The organism is Pseudomonas sp. FP198 (assembly GCF_030687895.1).
In the GTDB taxonomy this organism is placed as follows: domain Bacteria; phylum Pseudomonadota; class Gammaproteobacteria; order Pseudomonadales; family Pseudomonadaceae; genus Aquipseudomonas.
Genome location: NZ_CP117452.1, coordinates 3,071,969 through 3,087,729, shown reverse-complemented (window position 1 = coordinate 3,087,729; position 15,761 = coordinate 3,071,969). Strand labels below are relative to the sequence as shown.

Genomic DNA, 15,761 nt, shown 5'->3' with positions numbered 1-15,761 from the left:
GATCAGCGCGGGTCGGCCAGACGCACGGCCAATGGCAGCCACATCGCCCACAACGGTGCCAGGATCAACGCGGTGCCGGTTACGCCCAGCGGCAGCGTCACGCCAGCCAGCGGAGCGCCGGCGCAATAGGCGAGAGGGCCACCAAGCATGCCCGCCAGGGCGCCACGCCATACGGGTCTTCCTGCCCAGGCCAGGCTATGGCGTAAACCCGTGGCGAAGACCAGCCAGAGCAGGGCCAGCCACAAGGGCAAGGGATTCTCGCTGAATTCGAACAGGCCCAGGGCGCCGAGGCAACAGTCCAAGAGCATCCCGCTCAGTCCGACACGCAACAGCGCCTGGCACTCGCTTTTCGGGTCGGGACACAACCCCAGGTGGACGCCTAACCCGGCAAGCACCGCCAGCAGCCATGCGGGCTGTTGCGCACCCAATACACAGCCCCACCAGCCCAATTGCAGCCAGAGCGCATTGCCTATCAGCCAGCTGCGGCTCTTCATCCTTGCAGGTGTTCCTGCAAGGGCACCGGGCGCGCCGCTGGCGCAGCGAACAGCAGTTGCGCGACACCGATCGCACGCTCCTGGAATCCTCCTTCGCAGTAGCACAGGTAGAACTCCCAAAGGCGCTGGAACGTCTCGTCATAACCCAGCTCCAGCAAGGCCTGGCGTGATTGCCGGAAGTTGTCGTGCCAGTGCCGTAGCGTGCGCGCGTAGTGCTCTCCGAAATCCTCCAGGTGCAACAGGTTGAGCGGCGTCTGGGTGCTCGCGGTCTGCAGCAGGATCGACAGCGAGGGCAACGCGCCCCCTGGAAAGATGTGGCGCTGGATGAAATCCACCGAGCGGCGGGCCTGCTCGTAACGTTGGTCACGGATGGTGATGGCTTGCAACAGCATCAACCCGTCGTCCTTGAGTAGCGCGGCGCAGCAGCGGAAGTATTCGGGCAGGTAGCGATGGCCGACCGCTTCGATCATTTCGATCGACACCAGTTTGTCGAAGCGTCCCTCCAGGTCGCGGTAGTCCTTGCGCAGCACTTCGATGCGCTGTTGCAGGCCGAGCGCCTCGACACGTTGGCACGTGTGCGCGTATTGCTCCTCGGAAAGCGTCGTGGTGGTGACCCGGCAGCCGTAGTGGGTGGCGGCATGGATGGCCAGGCTGCCCCAACCGGTGCCGATCTCCAACAGATGGTCGCCTGGGCGCAGGTCGAGCTTGCGGCAGATGCGCTGGAGTTTGTTGATCTGCGCCTGTTCGAGGCTCTGGTTGGCGTTTTCGAACATGGCCGCCGAATACATCATGGTCGGGTCCAGCAAGCGTTCGAACAGGCTGTTGCCCAGGTCGTAGTGGGCCATGATGTTGCGCCGCGAGCCTTTGCGACTGTTGCGATTGAGCCAGTGCAACCCGCGCAGCAACGGCCGCCCCAGGCGAGCAAGCCCGCTGTCCATCGCGTCGAGCACGCTGAGATTGGCGACGAACAGGCGAGTGACGGCAGTCAAATCATTGCTGCGCCAGTAGCCGTGTATGTAAGCCTCGCCGGCACCGATCGAACCGTTGCCAACGACCATGCCCCAAACGGCGTTGTCGAGTATCTCGATGTCGGCCACCAATGGACTGGTCGCGTCGCCGAAGCTCAGGGGCCCGCCCTCCAGCATCAGGCGCAGGTGGCCATGACGCAAACGGCGCAGTTGCGCGAGTACGGCCTGTTTGAACAGACCGCCGCTCAACGGGCAGAAACCGCTGGTCTTAGTGACGCTCAGGGTGGGTTCGGACATCGTCAGGATCCTCATGGACGGGTTCGCCGACACTCAGGTCGCCATGGCTGGCCTGGTGGTCGTGCAGGGGCGTGCGTTTGAAAAGCAGGCGCAGCGCCTGCCAGTAAATGGCGCTTACGGTGCGCAGGCTCATCCACGGGAAGGCCAGGAAATAACGACGCAATGCCGGGGCGTCCAGGGGCCCACGTTGCAAGGCAAGGTCGGCCTCGAACACCTTGTGGCCGGCACGCCAGTTCTCCATGCGTACGCGGATGCGGGTGTCCTGGATCAAGAAGCGCATGCGGTAATCCATGTCCCGTGGCAGGAAGGGCGAGACATGGAACGCCTTGGCGACCTGGAACGCATGGGGCTCGCCAGGCCTTACCGGCAACACATAATGGTGGCGCTCGCGCCAGGGGGTGTTGCGCACTTCGCAGAGAATTGCCGCCAGGCGCCCGTCGGCTTCGTGGCAGAAATAGAAGCTCACCGGGTTGAACGACAGGCCCCAACTGCGCGGCTGGGTCAGCAGGTGGATTGCGCCTTGGGGAGTTGATCCCAAAGCCTGCTCGACGATCGTCCGCACCGCTTGGATCAGGGAAATACCTTCACGGGTCAGGGCCGGCAGGTAATCACGCTCACGCCAGCACAACGGGGCCATGCGCCACGGGCGCAGCAAGCGCGACAGGCCGAGTACCTGTTGCTGCTCGGCGAGGTCCAGGTAAAGCATGCCGATCGGGTAACGAAACGCGTGCACCCGTGGCGTCTGGCGCCGGTGGCCGATCCAGCCGTGACACAGGCTGCTGTTCAAAGGGTTTCTCCGAAATGCCGCGCCACGGCAAGCGCGCTGACCACGCCATCCTCATGAAAACCGTTGGCCCAGTAGGCACCGCAGAAATAGCTGTGCTGGCGTCCTTGCAGATCGCCCTGGCGTGCCTGTGCGGCCACGCCGGCAAGGCTGTATTGGGGATGGGCATAGTCGAAGCGCGCGAGTACCTGGGCCGGGTCCACCGACTCGCTTTGGTTGAGGCTCACGCAAAACGTCACGGGGGCATCCAGGCCCTGGAGAATGTTCATGTTGTAGGTCAGTGCAGCCGGCGCCTCGGGCGGGCCGCCAAGCCGATAGTTCCAACTCGCCCAGGCCTTTCGGCGCTGCGGCAACAGGCGGGTATCGGTATGCAGCAGCACCTCGTTGCGGGCGTAGGCCAGCGCACCGAGCACCTCGGCTTCAGCGACGCTGGGCGTTTCCAGCAAAGCCAGGGCCTGGTCGCTGTGGCAGGCGAATACCACCTTGTCGAACCGCTCGATACCACGACGGCTGTGCACGGTGACCCCATCGGCGTCGCGGCTTACCCGGCGCACCGGGCAATCGAGGTGGATGTGCTCGCGAAAGCCCGCGCACAACGGCTCGATATAGCCGCGCGAGCCGCCGTCGATCACCCGCCATTGCGGACGCTGATCAACCGACAGCAGGCCGTGGTTGTGACAGAAACGCAGGAAAAACTGCAGCGGGAATTCCAGCATTCCAGCCGGCGACATCGACCAGATCGCCGATCCCATGGGGACGATGTATTGCTCGATGAAACGTCGGCCGTAACCTTGCGCGTGCAGGTAATCTCCCAGCCGGGTCGAGGCATCGATGCGCTGCGCCAGCAGGTCTGCGGTCGCCCGACGGTTGAACCTGAGGATGTCCCGGAGCATGCCCCAGAACCCCGGCGACAGCAGGTTGCGGCGTTGGGCGAACAGGCTGCCCAGGGTGTGGCCCTTGTATTCCAGGCCGCTGGCCGGGTCGTGCACCGAAAAGCTCATCTCCGTCGGGCGCGAAGCCACGCCCAACTGGTCCATCAGGCGAATGAAGTTGGGGTAGGTCCAGTCGTTGTACACGATGAAGCCGGTGTCCACGCCGTAGCGCCGGCCTGCCCATTCGACATCCACCGTATGGGTATGCCCGCCGATCCGGTTGTCGGCTTCGAACAGGCTGACCTGATGCTGGCGAGACAACAGATAGGCGCAGGTGAGGCCCGAGATACCGCTGCCGATAATTGCGATGCGCATGCGTCAAGCCTCCCCGGATTTGCGCGCCAGGCGCCGGCCGAGCGCCAGCCGCCAGCGTGCGGGCAGGTGCCCGAGCAGACGCATGACCACGATGAACAACCCCGGAAACGCGATTTCCAGAGGGCGGGCAGGCAGTCGCCGCGCGATGTGCCGGGCCGCGCGTTCGGCCGGCCAGCACATGGGCATCGCGAAGTCATTGCGCTGGGTCAGCGGCGTATCAACGAATCCGGGACTCACCAGCGTGACGTCGATGTCCTCGGCGGCCAGGTCGATGCGCAACGATTCGAACAGGTAGCGCAGCGCGGCCTTGGACGCGCCGTAGGCACCGGCGCGTGGCAGGGCCAGCCAGGTCACTGCGCTGCACACCGCGACCAGGTGCGGGTTCTGGCCTCGACGCAACAAGGGCAGGGCGGCTTCCAGGCAGTGGCAGGTGCCCAGCAGGTTGGTATCGAGCACCCGTTCCACCAAGCGCGCGTCGAAGTGTCCCGGCTCCAGGTATTCGCACGTGCCGGCGTTGAGAATCACCTGATCGAGGGCGCCCCATTCGCGGTCGATGTGCTGGATGATCGCGACTACCTGATCCCGGTCGGTCAAGTCACCCGGAAGCACCAGGACCAGATCCTGATAACGCTCGGCCAATGCTTGCAGCGGGCCGGCTTGCCGCGCGCTCAACGCCAGGCGATGACCTTGTTCAAGCAACACCTTCGCCAGTTCGGCACCGATGCCGCTGCTGGCACCGGTCAGCCAGATGCGGCTCATGCCAGCCTCCGCTTGAGCCAGCGAATGAGCGGCCCGAACACGGGCAAGTGCTCGTAGAGCAGGGCGCCGGCATCAAAGAAGTCCCGGTGCGAATAAACCCGATCGTTCCAGCGCAGGTAGCTGCAGCCGGGCAGTTCGACCGGCGCTCCGCCGTTCAAGCGTGGGTGACGAAAGCGCAGGGTCCAGCGCAGGTAACCTTCGCCGGGGGCGGTTTCGTCATAGCCATGGAAGTCGTAGTGCAGGTCGCTGACATTGGCATAGAGCTGCGCGAAATATTCACGCAGGGCAGGCAGGCCTTCGATCCGGTGCAACGGATCCTGGAACCGCACGTCGGCGCTGTAGAGCCTGTCGAGCTGGTCCAGGCGACTGGCGTCCAGTGCGGCGAAGGCGTGGGCGAAACCCTTGAGGTATGCGGACATGTCAGGCTCCGAAAGTTGTACATAATGGTGTGCATGTACAAGTTTTCGGAGCGTACTGCATGGGTTGTACGAGTTAAAGTGTTTTGTATAAGTATTTTACGATTTTGTACAATTTACTCAGGCCTGGGCTGGATACCCAGCCGGTCAACGCCAACACGAGAAACTTGAGCTCAAGGCGTTTCCGGCTCGACCGGTCTGAATGCACCGTTAAAGCGCTTTTATCTGCCCGTTTTTGCCCGCGCCGCCCTTGCTTGGCGCAGTTTTTTGCCTGCCAGTTTTTTCCTTCCCAGCCGCAATAAAAAGCCTCGTTTCGCAAATCCCCACCTGCCAACACAATCGCCTCGACAGCTCGTTTCGAACAACAAGAAATCACAACCCGACGCGGCGCCATGCCGACCTGAACCAGACCCTCTGCCGGAAGTGCCCAGACATGCCCGTTGAAACCCTACTTATCGATACGCTTGTAATAGGCGCCGGCCAGGCCGGTGTCGCCATGAGTGAACATTTGAGCCGCCAAGGCGTGCCGCATCTGGTGGTGCAGCGCAACCGCATTGCCGAAGCCTGGCGCACGGCGCGCTGGGATTCGCTGGTTGCCAACGGCCCGGCCTGGCATGACCGCTTTCCAGGACTGGAATTCGAAGGGCTTGATCCGGATGCCTTTGCTTCCAAGGACCAGGTGGCCGAGTACTTCGAAGCCTATGCGCGCAAATTCGACGCACCGATCCGCACCGGCGTGGAGGTGCGCAGCGTCGAGCGCAATGCCGGTCGCCCGGGCTTCGCCATTGAAACGTCGGACGGCCGAATCGAGGCTACTAACGTGGTGGTCGCCACCGGGCCATTTCAGCGGCCCGTCATCCCGCCCATCGCGCCTGACATGGCTACGGTGACGCAAATTCATTCGGCGCAATATCGCAACCCCGCGCAGTTGGCCGAAGGCGCCGTGCTGGTGGTCGGCGCCGGGTCGTCGGGGGTGCAGATCGCCGATGAATTGCAGCGCGCCGGCAAGCGGGTCTACCTCTCGGTGGGCGCCCATGATCGTCCGCCGCGGGCCTATCGCAACCGTGACTTCTGCTGGTGGCTGGGGGTGCTGGGCGAGTGGGACGCCGAAGCGGTCAAGCCGGGCAAGGAGCATGTGACCATCGCCGTGAGTGGCGCGCGGGGCGGGCACACCGTGGATTTCCGGCGGCTGGCCCATGAGGGCATCACGCTGGTGGGACTGACCCGGGCGTTCAACGGCAGCACGGTGAGTTTCGAACCCAACCTCAATGAAAACATTGCCCGTGGCGATGAAAACTACCTGGCCCTGCTTGACGCCGCCGATGCCTACATCGAGCGCAACGGCCTGGACCTGCCGCCCGAGCCCGAGGCACGCCGGCTGTTGCCCGACCCCGAATGCATGACCCAGCCGATCCTGGAACTGGATCTGATCGAGGCGGGCATCAGCACCATCATCTGGGCCACCGGGTATTCGGTGGATTACAGCTGGCTGAAAGTCGATGCGTTCAAAGCCGACGGCAAGCCACGGCATCAGCGCGGGGTCTGCAGCGAGCCGGGCCTCTATTTTGTCGGCCTGCCATGGCTGTCGCGGCGGGGCTCGGCGTTCATCTGGGGCGTGTGGCACGACGCCCGGCACATCAGCGACCACATCATCAAGCAGCGCACGTATCTCGATTACCGGGATGCCTCCCAGCGCCAGTCGCAACCTTCGAAAACCAGCCTCATGGGAGTCCGTTGATGCCTACTCATACTCGCATCCGCATGTTCAACACCAAAGACACCTATCCGAACCAGACGCTGGACAACGACCTGTGCCAGGCGGTTCGCGCCGGCAATACCGTGTACGTGCGCGGTCAGGTCGGCACCGACTTCAACGGCCAACTGGTGGGCCTCGGCGACCCACGGGCCCAGGCCGAACAGGCCATGCGCAACGTCAAGCAACTGCTGGAGGAAGCCGGCAGCGACCTGAGCCATATCGTCAAGACCACCACCTACCTGATCGACCCGCGCTACCGCGAGCCGGTGTACCAGGAGGTCGGCAAATGGCTCAAGGGCGTGTTCCCGATTTCCACCGGGCTGGTGGTCAGCGCCCTCGGCCAGCCGCAGTGGCTGATGGAAATCGACGTGATTGCGGTCATTCCCGAATAAGGAGCACGACATGACGTTTTCCATCGTCGGACGCTGCGCCGAGACCGGCCAGCTGGGCATCGCCATCAGCTCATCGAGCATCGCCGTCGGCGCCCGTTGCCCCTGGCTGCGGGCCGGTGCCGGTGCCGTGTCGAGCCAGAACATCACCTTGCCGGCCCTGGGGCCGTTGATTCTTGATGAACTGGCCGCCGGCCAGACGGCGCAAGAGGCGCTGGACCATGCCTTGGCGCGTAACGGCTATAGCGAATACCGCCAGGTCGCGGTGGTGGATGCCCAGGGACGTACGGCGGTCTTCAGCGGTCGCCACGCCTTGGGTATCCACGGCGCCCAGATGGGTGAACAGTGCGTGGCGGCCGGCAACCTGCTGGCGGGTGAGGGGGTGATCGCGGCCATGGTCGCGGCGTTCGAGCAGGGTGAGGGCAGTCTCGCGTCACGCCTGCTTGGGGCGTTGCAGGCTGGGCAGGCCGCAGGTGGAGAGGCCGGTGCGGTGCATTCGGCAGCGCTGTCGGTGGTCGATGACCTGACCTGGCCCATCGTCGATCTGCGGGTGGACTGGGCCGACGAAAATCCCATCGGCGAACTGGAAAAACTCTGGCTCGCCTATCAACCGCAACTGCAGGATTACCTGACCCGCGCGCTCAACCCGACCCTGGCACCGAGCTACGGAGTGCCGGGCGATGAGTGAGTTGCGCAGTCGCGCGCTGCTCGCCGAGTTGGTGGGCTTTGCCACCGTCAGTCGTGATTCGAACCTGGCGCTGATCGAGTTCGTCCGCGATTACCTGCAAGGCCTGGGCGTGAACAGTGAGTTGATCTACAACGCCGAGCGCACCAAGGCCAACCTGCTGGCGAGCATCGGCCCGTCGGTGCCTGGCGGTGTGGTGTTGTCCGGGCATACCGACGTGGTGCCGGTGGACGGCCAGGCCTGGACGGTTGATCCGTTCTGCCTGAGCGAGATGGACGGCAAGCTGTTCGGGCGCGGTACGGCAGACATGAAAGGCTACCTGGCCTCGGTGCTGGCGGCGGTGCCGACATTCCTGTCCAGCCCGCTCAGGCGGCCGCTGCACCTGGCGTTTTCCTATGACGAAGAAGTCGGTTGCCTGGGCGTGCGCAGTCTGCTGGAGGTGTTGCCGCAACGCATCCCGCAACCGGCCTTGTGCCTGATCGGTGAGCCCACCGAGCTGCAACCGGTGCTCGGTCATAAAGGCAAATTGGCGATGCGTTGCCACGTCCGAGGCGCACCGTGTCACTCGGCCTACGCGCCTTATGGAGTCAACGCCATCGAGCAGGCGGCGCGCCTGATCGGTCGCCTGGGGGAGATCGGTGCGGAGCTGGCCGAACCGTCGCGACACGATGGGCGCTTTGATCCGGCTTACTCGACCGTGCAGGTCGGCGTGATCCAGGGCGGGACCGCATTGAACATCGTTCCGGCCGACTGCCGCTTCGATTTCGAGGTGCGCGCCTTGCCGGATTTTGCCCCGCAGGGGGTGGTCGAGAAGTTGCAGGATTACGCCGAACAGGCGCTGCTGCCGAGGATGCGCGCGGTTAGCGCCGACACCGCGATTCGTTTCGAACACCTGTCCGCCTACCCGGGCCTGGCGACTGCGCCGGACAGCGAAGCCGCGCGTCTCATAGCCCGGCTGTGCGGCAGCGAGGCCTTCGGCACCGTGGCGTTCGGCACCGAAGGTGGGCTGTTTGACCAGGCGGGTATCCCGACGGTGGTGTGCGGACCCGGCAGCATGGACCAGGGGCACAAGCCCGACGAATACGTGAGCGTTGAGCAAATGGCTGCCTGCGACCGGTTGATGGACCGCCTGGCGAATTACCTCAGCGAACCCAATGACGTTTGATCCAAGGAATTACCCGTGAACGAATTTAATGACTGGAAGGCTCGGGCCGCCCGACTGCGCCTGCGTGACAAGGCGCTGATTGACGGCGTACCGCACGAAGCTATCGGCGGCGGCCGGTTCGAGGTGATCAACCCGGCCAATGGCGCGCTGCTGGCGACGGTCGCCGCCTGCGCCGAAGCGGACGTCGACCTTGCGGTACTCAGTGCGCGCAAGGCATTCGAGCAAGGCCCTTGGGCGCGCATGGCGCCGAGCGAGCGCAAAGCGGTGCTTCTGCGTCTGTCGCAACTGATGCTCGCCCATCGCGAGGAATTGGCGCTGCTCGACTCCGTCAGCATGGGCAAGCCGGTGATGGACGCCTGGAATATCGACGTGCCTGGCGCCGCCCATGTGTTCGCCTGGTATGGCGAAAGCCTCGACAAACTCTACGATCAGGTCGCCCCCTCGGCGTCGAATGTCCTGGCCACGATTACTCGCGTACCGCTTGGCGTGATCGCGGCGGTGGTGCCATGGAATTTCCCGTTGGACATGGCCGCCTGGAAGCTGGCGCCGGCCCTGGCGGCGGGCAATAGCGTGGTGCTCAAGCCCGCCGAGCAGTCACCTTTTTCGGCCTTGCGCCTGGCTGAACTGGCCCTGGAAGCGGGTGTGCCGCCGGGCGTGCTCAACGTTGTACCCGGGCTGGGCGGGCAGGCGGGCAGGGCGCTCGGCTTGCATCCGGACGTGGATTCGCTGGTGTTCACCGGCTCCACGGAGGTCGGCAAGTGCTTCATGCAGTACTCGGCGCAATCGAACCTCAAGCAAGTCTGGCTGGAGTGTGGTGGCAAGAGCCCGAACCTGGTATTTGCCGATTGCCAGGACCTGGATCTGGCCGCGCAAAAAGCCGCCTTCGGAATCTTTTTCAACCAGGGCGAAGTCTGCTCGGCCAACTCGCGGCTGCTGCTGGAACGGTCGATTCACGACGAATTCGTTGAGCGCCTGCTCGATCAGGCGCGGCAGTGGCAGCCCGGCAACCCCCTCGATCCGGCGAGCCGCGCCGGGGCCATCGTCGATACACGGCAGACCGCGCGAATCATGCAATACATCCAGCAGGCCCAGGCTGATGGCGCAAGGCTGGTTTGCGGCGGACGCCAGTTGAGCATCGACGGCTCGCGCAATTTCATTGAGCCGACGATTTTTACCCACGTGCAACCCGCCATGCAGCTGGCCCGGGAGGAAGTGTTCGGGCCGGTGCTGGCGATCAGCGTATTCGATGACGAAGAGCAGGCCATCGCCCTGGCCAACGAACATATCTATGGGCTGGCAGCCTCGGTGTGGACCGACGATCTGAACCGCGCCCATCGCGTAGCGCGACGTTTGAACGCCGGCACTGTTTCGGTGAACACCGTGGATGCGCTGGACGTCAGCGTGCCCTTTGGCGGCGGCAAACAGTCGGGCTTTGGCCGCGATCTTTCGTTGCATGCTTTCGACAAGTACACGCAACTCAAGACCACCTGGATCCAGTTGCGCGACTGACCGCATCCAGGTCTCCAGTGCAATCGATCTGTTCTTCCTAAAACAACAAAACGGAGCAACCGATGGACAGTTCCTCGAGCGTGCCGCTACACACCGTTACTCCCGCCGTGACCGGCCCGCGCAAACGGCTCGGCCTGAGTGCCCTGCTCGCGGTGGCCGTGGGCCTGGTGGTGTCCCAAGGTGTCATGGTGCTGATGTTGCAGGGCGCCGGAATTGCCGGCTTGGGGTTTGTGATCCCGTTGACCCTGGCCTGGCTGCTGGCCCTGAGTTACGCCTGCTCGTTTTCCGAACTGGCGCTGATGATCCCTCGCGCTGGCAGCCTGAGCAGCTACACCGAAGTCGCCATCGGCCAGTTCCCGGCCATCCTGGCGACCTTCTCCGGGTATGTGGTGGTGGCGATGTTTGCGCTATCGGCAGAGCTGCTGCTGATGGAGTTCATCATTGAAAAGGTCTACCCGCATTCGATGCCGCCGCTGAGTGTCGCGCTTGGCGTTTTATGTCTGTTCACCGTGCTCAACCTGTTCAATATCGACATTTTCTCGCGGCTGCAGACTGTTCTGGCGCTGGTCATGACCGTGATGTTGTTGGTGATGGGGCTCGGCGCCCTGACAAGTGACGGTGCCAGCAGCGTGTCTACGCTGGTCGCGCCTTCCGGCTGGAATCCCATGGGCCTCGGGGTAATTGCCCTGGCGGCGATGGCGGTGTGGGGCTTCGTCGGGGCGGAGTTCGTCTGTCCGCTGGTGGAGGATACACGGCGTCCGGAGCGCAACATTCCAGCTTCGATGATGATCGGCCTCACCGTGATCTTCGTCGTCATTTGCCTGTACTGCCTGGGGGCGCTGCTCACTGTTCCCCAGGCGGAGCTGGCCAGTAACGGGCTGCCACATTACCTGTTCGCGACCAGCGTTTTCGGCGAGGCTGGACAGGTGTTCCTGGTGACCGCCGCCATCACTGCGACGTGCAGCACGCTCAACAGTTCACTTGCCGCCATTCCACGAATGTTGCTGGGTATGGCCCGTAGCGGTCAGGCGTTCGGCGTCTTCAAACGCCAGGGCAAACGCAGCGGCGCGCCCTGGGTCGCGGTGCTATTCGTGGCGCTGGTCACCGGCTTGCCGCTGTTGCTGATGCACGACAGCCCCGACGCCATCAACCTTCTGCTGCTGGCTGCCGCCCTGGCCTGGCTGCTGGCTTACATCATCACCCACATCAACGTGATCGCCCTTCGCCGGCGCTATCCCGATGCGCATCGGCCGTTCCGTACGCCGTTTTACCCGCTCCCCCAGCTGTTCGGCATCGCCGGCATGCTCTTCGCCATCTGGCACGTATCTCCCAGCCCCGAGATGACGATTCCGATTTTTACCAGCGCTGGTGTGGTGCTGGGCATCGTTTCGTTGATCGCGGTGGTTTGGATCAAGTGTGTGATGGGCAAACCACTGTTCAAACCCGAGCCGTTGGCATCTGCCCAAGGCACCGAAACCGACAAGATCAACAAGCAAGGAGACCTTCAATGAACGCGCCACTGAACCCCACCCGCAGTACCCGCGAATATCAGGCCCTGGATGCGGCGCACCACATTCACGCGTTTCTCGACCAGAAAGCCCTCAACGCCGAAGGGCCACGGGTGATCGTCCGCGGTGAAGGCCTGGCGCTGTGGGACAACGACGGCAAGCGTTACCTCGACGGCATGTCGGGCCTGTGGTGCACCAACCTCGGGTACGGCCGCCAGGACCTGGCGGCCGCGGCCAGCCGTCAGTTGGAGCAATTGCCGTACTACAACATGTTTTTCCACACCACCCATCCGGCGGTGGTGGAACTGTCCGAACTGCTGTTCAGCCTGCTGCCCGATCACTACAGCCACGCCATCTACACCAACTCCGGCTCCGAGGCCAACGAGGTGCTGATTCGGACCGTGCGCCGTTACTGGCAGATCCTCGGCAAGCCGCAGAAAAAAATCATGATCGGTCGCTGGAATGGCTATCACGGTTCAACCCTGGGGGCCTCGGCCTTGGGCGGCATGAAATTCATGCACGAGATGGGCGGGGTGATTCCGGATGTGGCGCATATCGATGAGCCTTACTGGTTCGCCCACGAAGGTAACCTGACGCCCGCCGAATTCGGCCTGCGCGCGGCCCGGCAGCTGGAAGAAAAAATCCTTGAGCTGGGCGCCGAAAATGTCGCGGCGTTCGTGGCGGAACCGTTCCAGGGCGCCGGCGGGATGATCTTTCCGCCAGAAAGCTACTGGCCGGAAATCCAGCGCATCTGTCGTCAATACGATGTGCTGTTGTGCGCCGACGAGGTGATCGGCGGCTTCGGTCGAACCGGCGAATGGTTTGCCCATGAATACTTCGGTTTCGAACCCGACACCTTGTCCATCGCCAAGGGCCTCACCAGCGGCTACATCCCCATGGGCGGCCTGATCCTGTCCAAACGCATGGCCGAAGTGCTGGTCGAGCGGGGCGGGGTATTTGCCCACGGCTTGACCTATTCCGGGCACCCGGTGGCGGCGGCGGTGGCGATAGCCAACCTCAAGGCCCTGCGCGACGAGGGCATCGTTGCCCAGGTCAAGGAAGACACCGGCCCGTACTTGCAGCGCTGTTTGCGGGAAACCTTCGATGGCCATCCGCTGATTGGCGAGATCCAGGGCGCCGGCCTGGTCGCGGCCCTGCAACTGGCCGAAGACAAGGCCAGCCGCAAACGCTTCGTCAATGAAAACGAAATGGCCTGGCAATGTCGCACCTTCGGTTTCGAGGAAGGCCTGATCATCCGCTCCACCCTGGGCCGGATGATCATGGCGCCGGCGCTGGTGGCCAGCCATGCCGACATCAATGAACTGGTCGACAAGACCCGTATTGCTGTAGATCGCACCGCCCGCGCATACGGTCGCCTCTGAGTCCGTCGCCGGCTCGTGCGGGCGAGCCGGCATTTTCGAGGAACCGCTTCATGTCCATATCCTTGCGTTGCAACATTGCGTGTGCCCTGGCGTTGCTGAGCAGCAGCGTCCTGGCCGCGCCACCAAGCCTGACCGTGATCTCATTCGGCGGCGCCACCAAGTTGGCCCAGGACAAGGCCTACTTCCAACCTTTCAACGCCAGCGGTGCAGGAAACATCGTCGCCGGCGAATACAACGGCGAGTTGTCGAAGATCAAGGCCATGGTCGCGGCCGGGCACACCAGTTGGGATGTGGTCGAGGTGGAAAGTCCCGAGCTGCTGCGCGGTTGTGAGGAAGGCCTGTTCGAAAAACTCGACCCGGCGGCGATCGGAAAAGCTGCGGATTTTGTTCCGGGTGCGCTTACCGAATGCGGCGTGGCGACATATGTCTGGTCGATGGTCCTGGCCTACGACCAGGGCAAACTCGCCAAGGCGCCCCAATCCTGGGCGGATTTCTGGAACGTGAGCGAGTACCCGGGTAAACGCGGATTACGCAAGGGCGCCAAGTACACCCTGGAAATTGCCTTGCTGGCGGATGGCGTCAAGGCCGAGGATCTGTACAAGGTGCTGAACACGCCGGAAGGGGTGACGCGGGCTTTCGCCAAGCTCGACCAGATCAAGCCGAACATCCAGTGGTGGGAGGCGGGTGCGCAGCCGGCGCAATGGTTGGTGGCCGGGGACGTTGCCATGAGCGCCGCCTACAACGGGCGCATCGCCTCGGCACAGAAGGAAGGCATGAAACTGAGCATCGTCTGGCCGCAAAGCCTGTATGACCCAGAGTATTGGGCGGTGGTCAAAGGTACGCCGAACAAGGCCCTGGCCGAGAAATTCATTGCCTTTGCCAGCCAGCCGCAGACGCAGAAAGTCTTCTCGGAAAACATCCCCTACGGACCGGTGCATCGCCAGGCACTGGCCTTGCTGCCCGCCGAAATACGCGAGCAACTGCCCACCGCCGAGGCCAACCTGGCGCAAGCGCGTGCGGTGGATGCCGAGTTCTGGGTGGACCATGGTGAAGAGCTTGAGCAGCGCTTCAATGCCTGGGCGGCTCGCTAGATAGTAGATAGCACGACAAAAATTGTGGCGAGGGGATTTATCCCCGCTGGGCTGCGAAGCAGCCCCAAAAAAACGGGCGCGGCCTATCTGATAGACCGTGAGCACAGATTGAGGGGCTGCTGCGCAGCCCAGCGGGGATAAATCCCCTCGCCACAGAGGAAAGCAGCGTGTCAGGCGACGGCCGGGTGGATGGCCTACGCCAGCCACTCGCCGAACTGCTCCTTGCAATAATCCACGAACAGCTGCGCCGGCTTGGTCAAGTGCGTGCGCTTGAGCCAGCCGGCCACCAGCGCTGAACCTGTCACGTCCTCGGCAATGTTGACGCATACCACTCGCTGCCCGTCGTAGGTACAGGTCGATTGCGGCCGCGTGACCAGCACGGCGAAGCCGAATCCCTGGCCGACCATGCCGCGCACCATCTCGATGGAGGGCGAACTGAAGACGATGTTCGGCGTCAGGCCCAGTTCTTCGAAGATACTCACGAAATAGGTCCGGCTGGGCTGCACGTCCAACAGGATCATCGGTTCGAGCGCGAGATCCCGCAATGACACCTGGCCCTGATCGGCGAAACGATGCCCCTCTGGCAGCAACGCATAGGGCCGCTGCGGCGCGGTGAGCGCTTCGGTTTCGATGGTGCTGTCGAGATCGTGCTCATAAAAAATCGCCAGGTCGAAACGTCCCCCCGTCAAACCCTGGACCAGTTCCTGTTGCTCGCCATCCTGCACACGGATTTCCACCCCGGGAAAGCGCTCCCGGAACCCGGCGATCAGCCGTGGCAAATAGAGCGGGGCGACGGTCTCGAAGCAGCCGATGTCGATCTGCCCGCTGACGACATCGTTGTCCGCCAGCGCGTTCTGTTCGAACTCCCGGGCCATGCGCAGCAGTTCCTGGGCCTTGCGATAGAAACGCGCACCGGCGGGCGTCAGCGAGACGCCCTGGGCGTGATGGCGGATCAGCAATTGCACGCCGAAACTGTCCTCCAGGCCTTTTACCGCCGTGGCAATCGATGGCTGGGCGATGTACAGCTTGCGCGAAGCTTCGGCGACGCTGCCGCATTCAACGGTGGTGACGAAATACTTCAACTGACGTAGGGAGTAGGACGCCACGACACACCTCGATCCGGATTTTTGCCTACCTTACCGTGTGTCGCTCATGCAGGGCGATGGACGTTGCAACGGATTTTGCTGGGCAGTGGCGATATCCAGGCTGGCTTGCCGCGCGGGTAGAAAAAACGCCCGCCGAAAAACCCCTGGCAGGCGTCTGGGAAAGACCGGCGCGGAAGATGGACTGGCCGGGCCGGGCGCGTGAATC

15 protein-coding genes are annotated in these 15,761 nt (G+C 63.4%); 8 read left to right on the top strand and 7 right to left on the bottom strand.

What is annotated here, in order from left to right; all coding sequences use genetic code 11:
• Nucleotides 1-2: 2 nt before the first annotated feature.
• Genes PSH78_RS14080 through PSH78_RS14055 form a run of 6 tightly spaced genes read right to left on the bottom strand, consistent with a single transcriptional unit; the run spans nucleotide 3 to nucleotide 4,968 of the window.
• Nucleotides 3-494, bottom strand: coding sequence for a DUF2878 domain-containing protein (locus PSH78_RS14080; protein ID WP_305494826.1), 492 nt, complete (start codon nucleotides 492-494; stop codon nucleotides 3-5).
• Nucleotides 491-1,759, bottom strand: coding sequence for a cyclopropane-fatty-acyl-phospholipid synthase family protein (locus PSH78_RS14075; RefSeq protein WP_305494824.1), 1,269 nt, complete (start codon nucleotides 1,757-1,759; stop codon nucleotides 491-493). Before PSH78_RS14075 ends, PSH78_RS14080 begins: the two co-directional genes overlap by 4 nt.
• A complete protein-coding gene (locus tag PSH78_RS14070) occupies nucleotides 1,731-2,546 on the bottom strand; it encodes a DUF1365 domain-containing protein (RefSeq protein ID WP_305494822.1) in 816 nt (271 codons plus the stop codon). Before PSH78_RS14070 ends, PSH78_RS14075 begins: the two co-directional genes overlap by 29 nt.
• The gene (locus tag PSH78_RS14065) at nucleotides 2,543-3,790 is read right to left on the bottom strand and encodes an NAD(P)/FAD-dependent oxidoreductase (RefSeq protein WP_305494821.1); all 1,248 of its coding nucleotides are present in this window, start codon (nucleotides 3,788-3,790) and stop codon (nucleotides 2,543-2,545) included. Before PSH78_RS14065 ends, PSH78_RS14070 begins: the two co-directional genes overlap by 4 nt.
• A 3-nt stretch (nucleotides 3,791-3,793) precedes the next feature.
• Nucleotides 3,794-4,549: an SDR family oxidoreductase gene (locus tag PSH78_RS14060; protein WP_305494820.1), complete on the bottom strand. Its 756-nt coding sequence runs from the start codon at nucleotides 4,547-4,549 to the stop codon at nucleotides 3,794-3,796.
• Nucleotides 4,546-4,968, bottom strand: coding sequence for a nuclear transport factor 2 family protein (locus PSH78_RS14055; RefSeq protein WP_305494819.1), 423 nt, complete (start codon nucleotides 4,966-4,968; stop codon nucleotides 4,546-4,548). Before PSH78_RS14055 ends, PSH78_RS14060 begins: the two co-directional genes overlap by 4 nt.
• Nucleotides 4,969-5,398: 430 nt before the next feature.
• Between PSH78_RS14055 and PSH78_RS14050 the strand changes: the two genes are divergently transcribed.
• The 8 genes from PSH78_RS14050 to PSH78_RS14015 all read left to right on the top strand — a co-directional run bounded on the left by PSH78_RS14050 (nucleotide 5,399) and on the right by PSH78_RS14015 (nucleotide 14,450).
• Complete coding sequence (locus tag PSH78_RS14050) at nucleotides 5,399-6,703, top strand: NAD(P)/FAD-dependent oxidoreductase (RefSeq protein WP_305494818.1); 1,305 nt, start codon at nucleotides 5,399-5,401, stop codon at nucleotides 6,701-6,703.
• The gene (locus PSH78_RS14045; RefSeq protein ID WP_003201555.1) at nucleotides 6,703-7,113 is read left to right on the top strand and encodes a RidA family protein; all 411 of its coding nucleotides are present in this window, start codon (nucleotides 6,703-6,705) and stop codon (nucleotides 7,111-7,113) included. The genes PSH78_RS14050 and PSH78_RS14045 overlap by 1 nt, the downstream gene beginning before the upstream one ends.
• Before the next feature lie 10 nt (nucleotides 7,114-7,123).
• Nucleotides 7,124-7,798 carry a DUF1028 domain-containing protein gene (locus PSH78_RS14040; RefSeq protein WP_305494817.1) on the top strand — a complete coding sequence of 225 codons (675 nt, stop codon included), beginning with the start codon at nucleotides 7,124-7,126 and terminating at the stop codon, nucleotides 7,796-7,798.
• The gene (argE, locus tag PSH78_RS14035; protein ID WP_305494816.1) at nucleotides 7,791-8,960 is read left to right on the top strand and encodes an acetylornithine deacetylase; all 1,170 of its coding nucleotides are present in this window, start codon (nucleotides 7,791-7,793) and stop codon (nucleotides 8,958-8,960) included. The genes PSH78_RS14040 and argE overlap by 8 nt, the downstream gene beginning before the upstream one ends.
• 15 nt (nucleotides 8,961-8,975) lie before the next feature.
• A complete protein-coding gene (locus PSH78_RS14030; RefSeq protein ID WP_305494815.1) occupies nucleotides 8,976-10,469 on the top strand; it encodes an aldehyde dehydrogenase in 1,494 nt (497 codons plus the stop codon).
• Between the two features lie 62 nt (nucleotides 10,470-10,531).
• On the top strand, nucleotides 10,532-11,980 hold the full coding sequence (locus PSH78_RS14025; RefSeq protein WP_305494814.1) for an APC family permease: 1,449 nt from the start codon (nucleotides 10,532-10,534) through the stop codon (nucleotides 11,978-11,980).
• The gene (locus tag PSH78_RS14020) at nucleotides 11,977-13,359 is read left to right on the top strand and encodes an aspartate aminotransferase family protein (protein WP_305494813.1); all 1,383 of its coding nucleotides are present in this window, start codon (nucleotides 11,977-11,979) and stop codon (nucleotides 13,357-13,359) included. The genes PSH78_RS14025 and PSH78_RS14020 overlap by 4 nt, the downstream gene beginning before the upstream one ends.
• A gap of 50 nt (nucleotides 13,360-13,409) precedes the next feature.
• Complete coding sequence (locus PSH78_RS14015; protein ID WP_305494812.1) at nucleotides 13,410-14,450, top strand: ABC transporter substrate-binding protein; 1,041 nt, start codon at nucleotides 13,410-13,412, stop codon at nucleotides 14,448-14,450.
• Nucleotides 14,451-14,644: 194 nt separating this feature from the next.
• On the opposite strand, the gene PSH78_RS14010 is transcribed toward PSH78_RS14015, so the two are convergent.
• On the bottom strand, nucleotides 14,645-15,556 hold the full coding sequence (locus PSH78_RS14010; RefSeq protein WP_305494811.1) for a LysR family transcriptional regulator: 912 nt from the start codon (nucleotides 15,554-15,556) through the stop codon (nucleotides 14,645-14,647).
• Nucleotides 15,557-15,761 lie beyond the last annotated feature (205 nt).

Bases quoted from the DNA above. Each gene is read 5' to 3' on its own strand.
- PSH78_RS14055 (WP_305494819.1), bottom strand. From the start codon at position 4,968: ATGTCCGCATACCTCAAGGGTTTCGCCCACGCCTTCGCCGCACTGGAC.
- PSH78_RS14080 (WP_305494826.1), bottom strand. From the start codon at position 494: ATGAAGAGCCGCAGCTGGCTGATAGGCAATGCGCTCTGGCTGCAATTG.
- PSH78_RS14040 (WP_305494817.1), top strand. From the start codon at position 7,124: ATGACGTTTTCCATCGTCGGACGCTGCGCCGAGACCGGCCAGCTGGGC.
- PSH78_RS14020 (WP_305494813.1), top strand. From the start codon at position 11,977: ATGAACGCGCCACTGAACCCCACCCGCAGTACCCGCGAATATCAGGCC.
- PSH78_RS14065 (WP_305494821.1), bottom strand. From the start codon at position 3,790: ATGCGCATCGCAATTATCGGCAGCGGTATCTCGGGCCTCACCTGCGCC.
- argE (WP_305494816.1), top strand. From the start codon at position 7,791: ATGAGTGAGTTGCGCAGTCGCGCGCTGCTCGCCGAGTTGGTGGGCTTT.
- PSH78_RS14045 (WP_003201555.1), top strand. From the start codon at position 6,703: ATGCCTACTCATACTCGCATCCGCATGTTCAACACCAAAGACACCTAT.
- PSH78_RS14015 (WP_305494812.1), top strand. From the start codon at position 13,410: ATGTCCATATCCTTGCGTTGCAACATTGCGTGTGCCCTGGCGTTGCTG.
- PSH78_RS14050 (WP_305494818.1), top strand. From the start codon at position 5,399: ATGCCCGTTGAAACCCTACTTATCGATACGCTTGTAATAGGCGCCGGC.
- PSH78_RS14060 (WP_305494820.1), bottom strand. From the start codon at position 4,549: ATGAGCCGCATCTGGCTGACCGGTGCCAGCAGCGGCATCGGTGCCGAA.
- PSH78_RS14075 (WP_305494824.1), bottom strand. From the start codon at position 1,759: ATGTCCGAACCCACCCTGAGCGTCACTAAGACCAGCGGTTTCTGCCCG.
- PSH78_RS14025 (WP_305494814.1), top strand. From the start codon at position 10,532: ATGGACAGTTCCTCGAGCGTGCCGCTACACACCGTTACTCCCGCCGTG.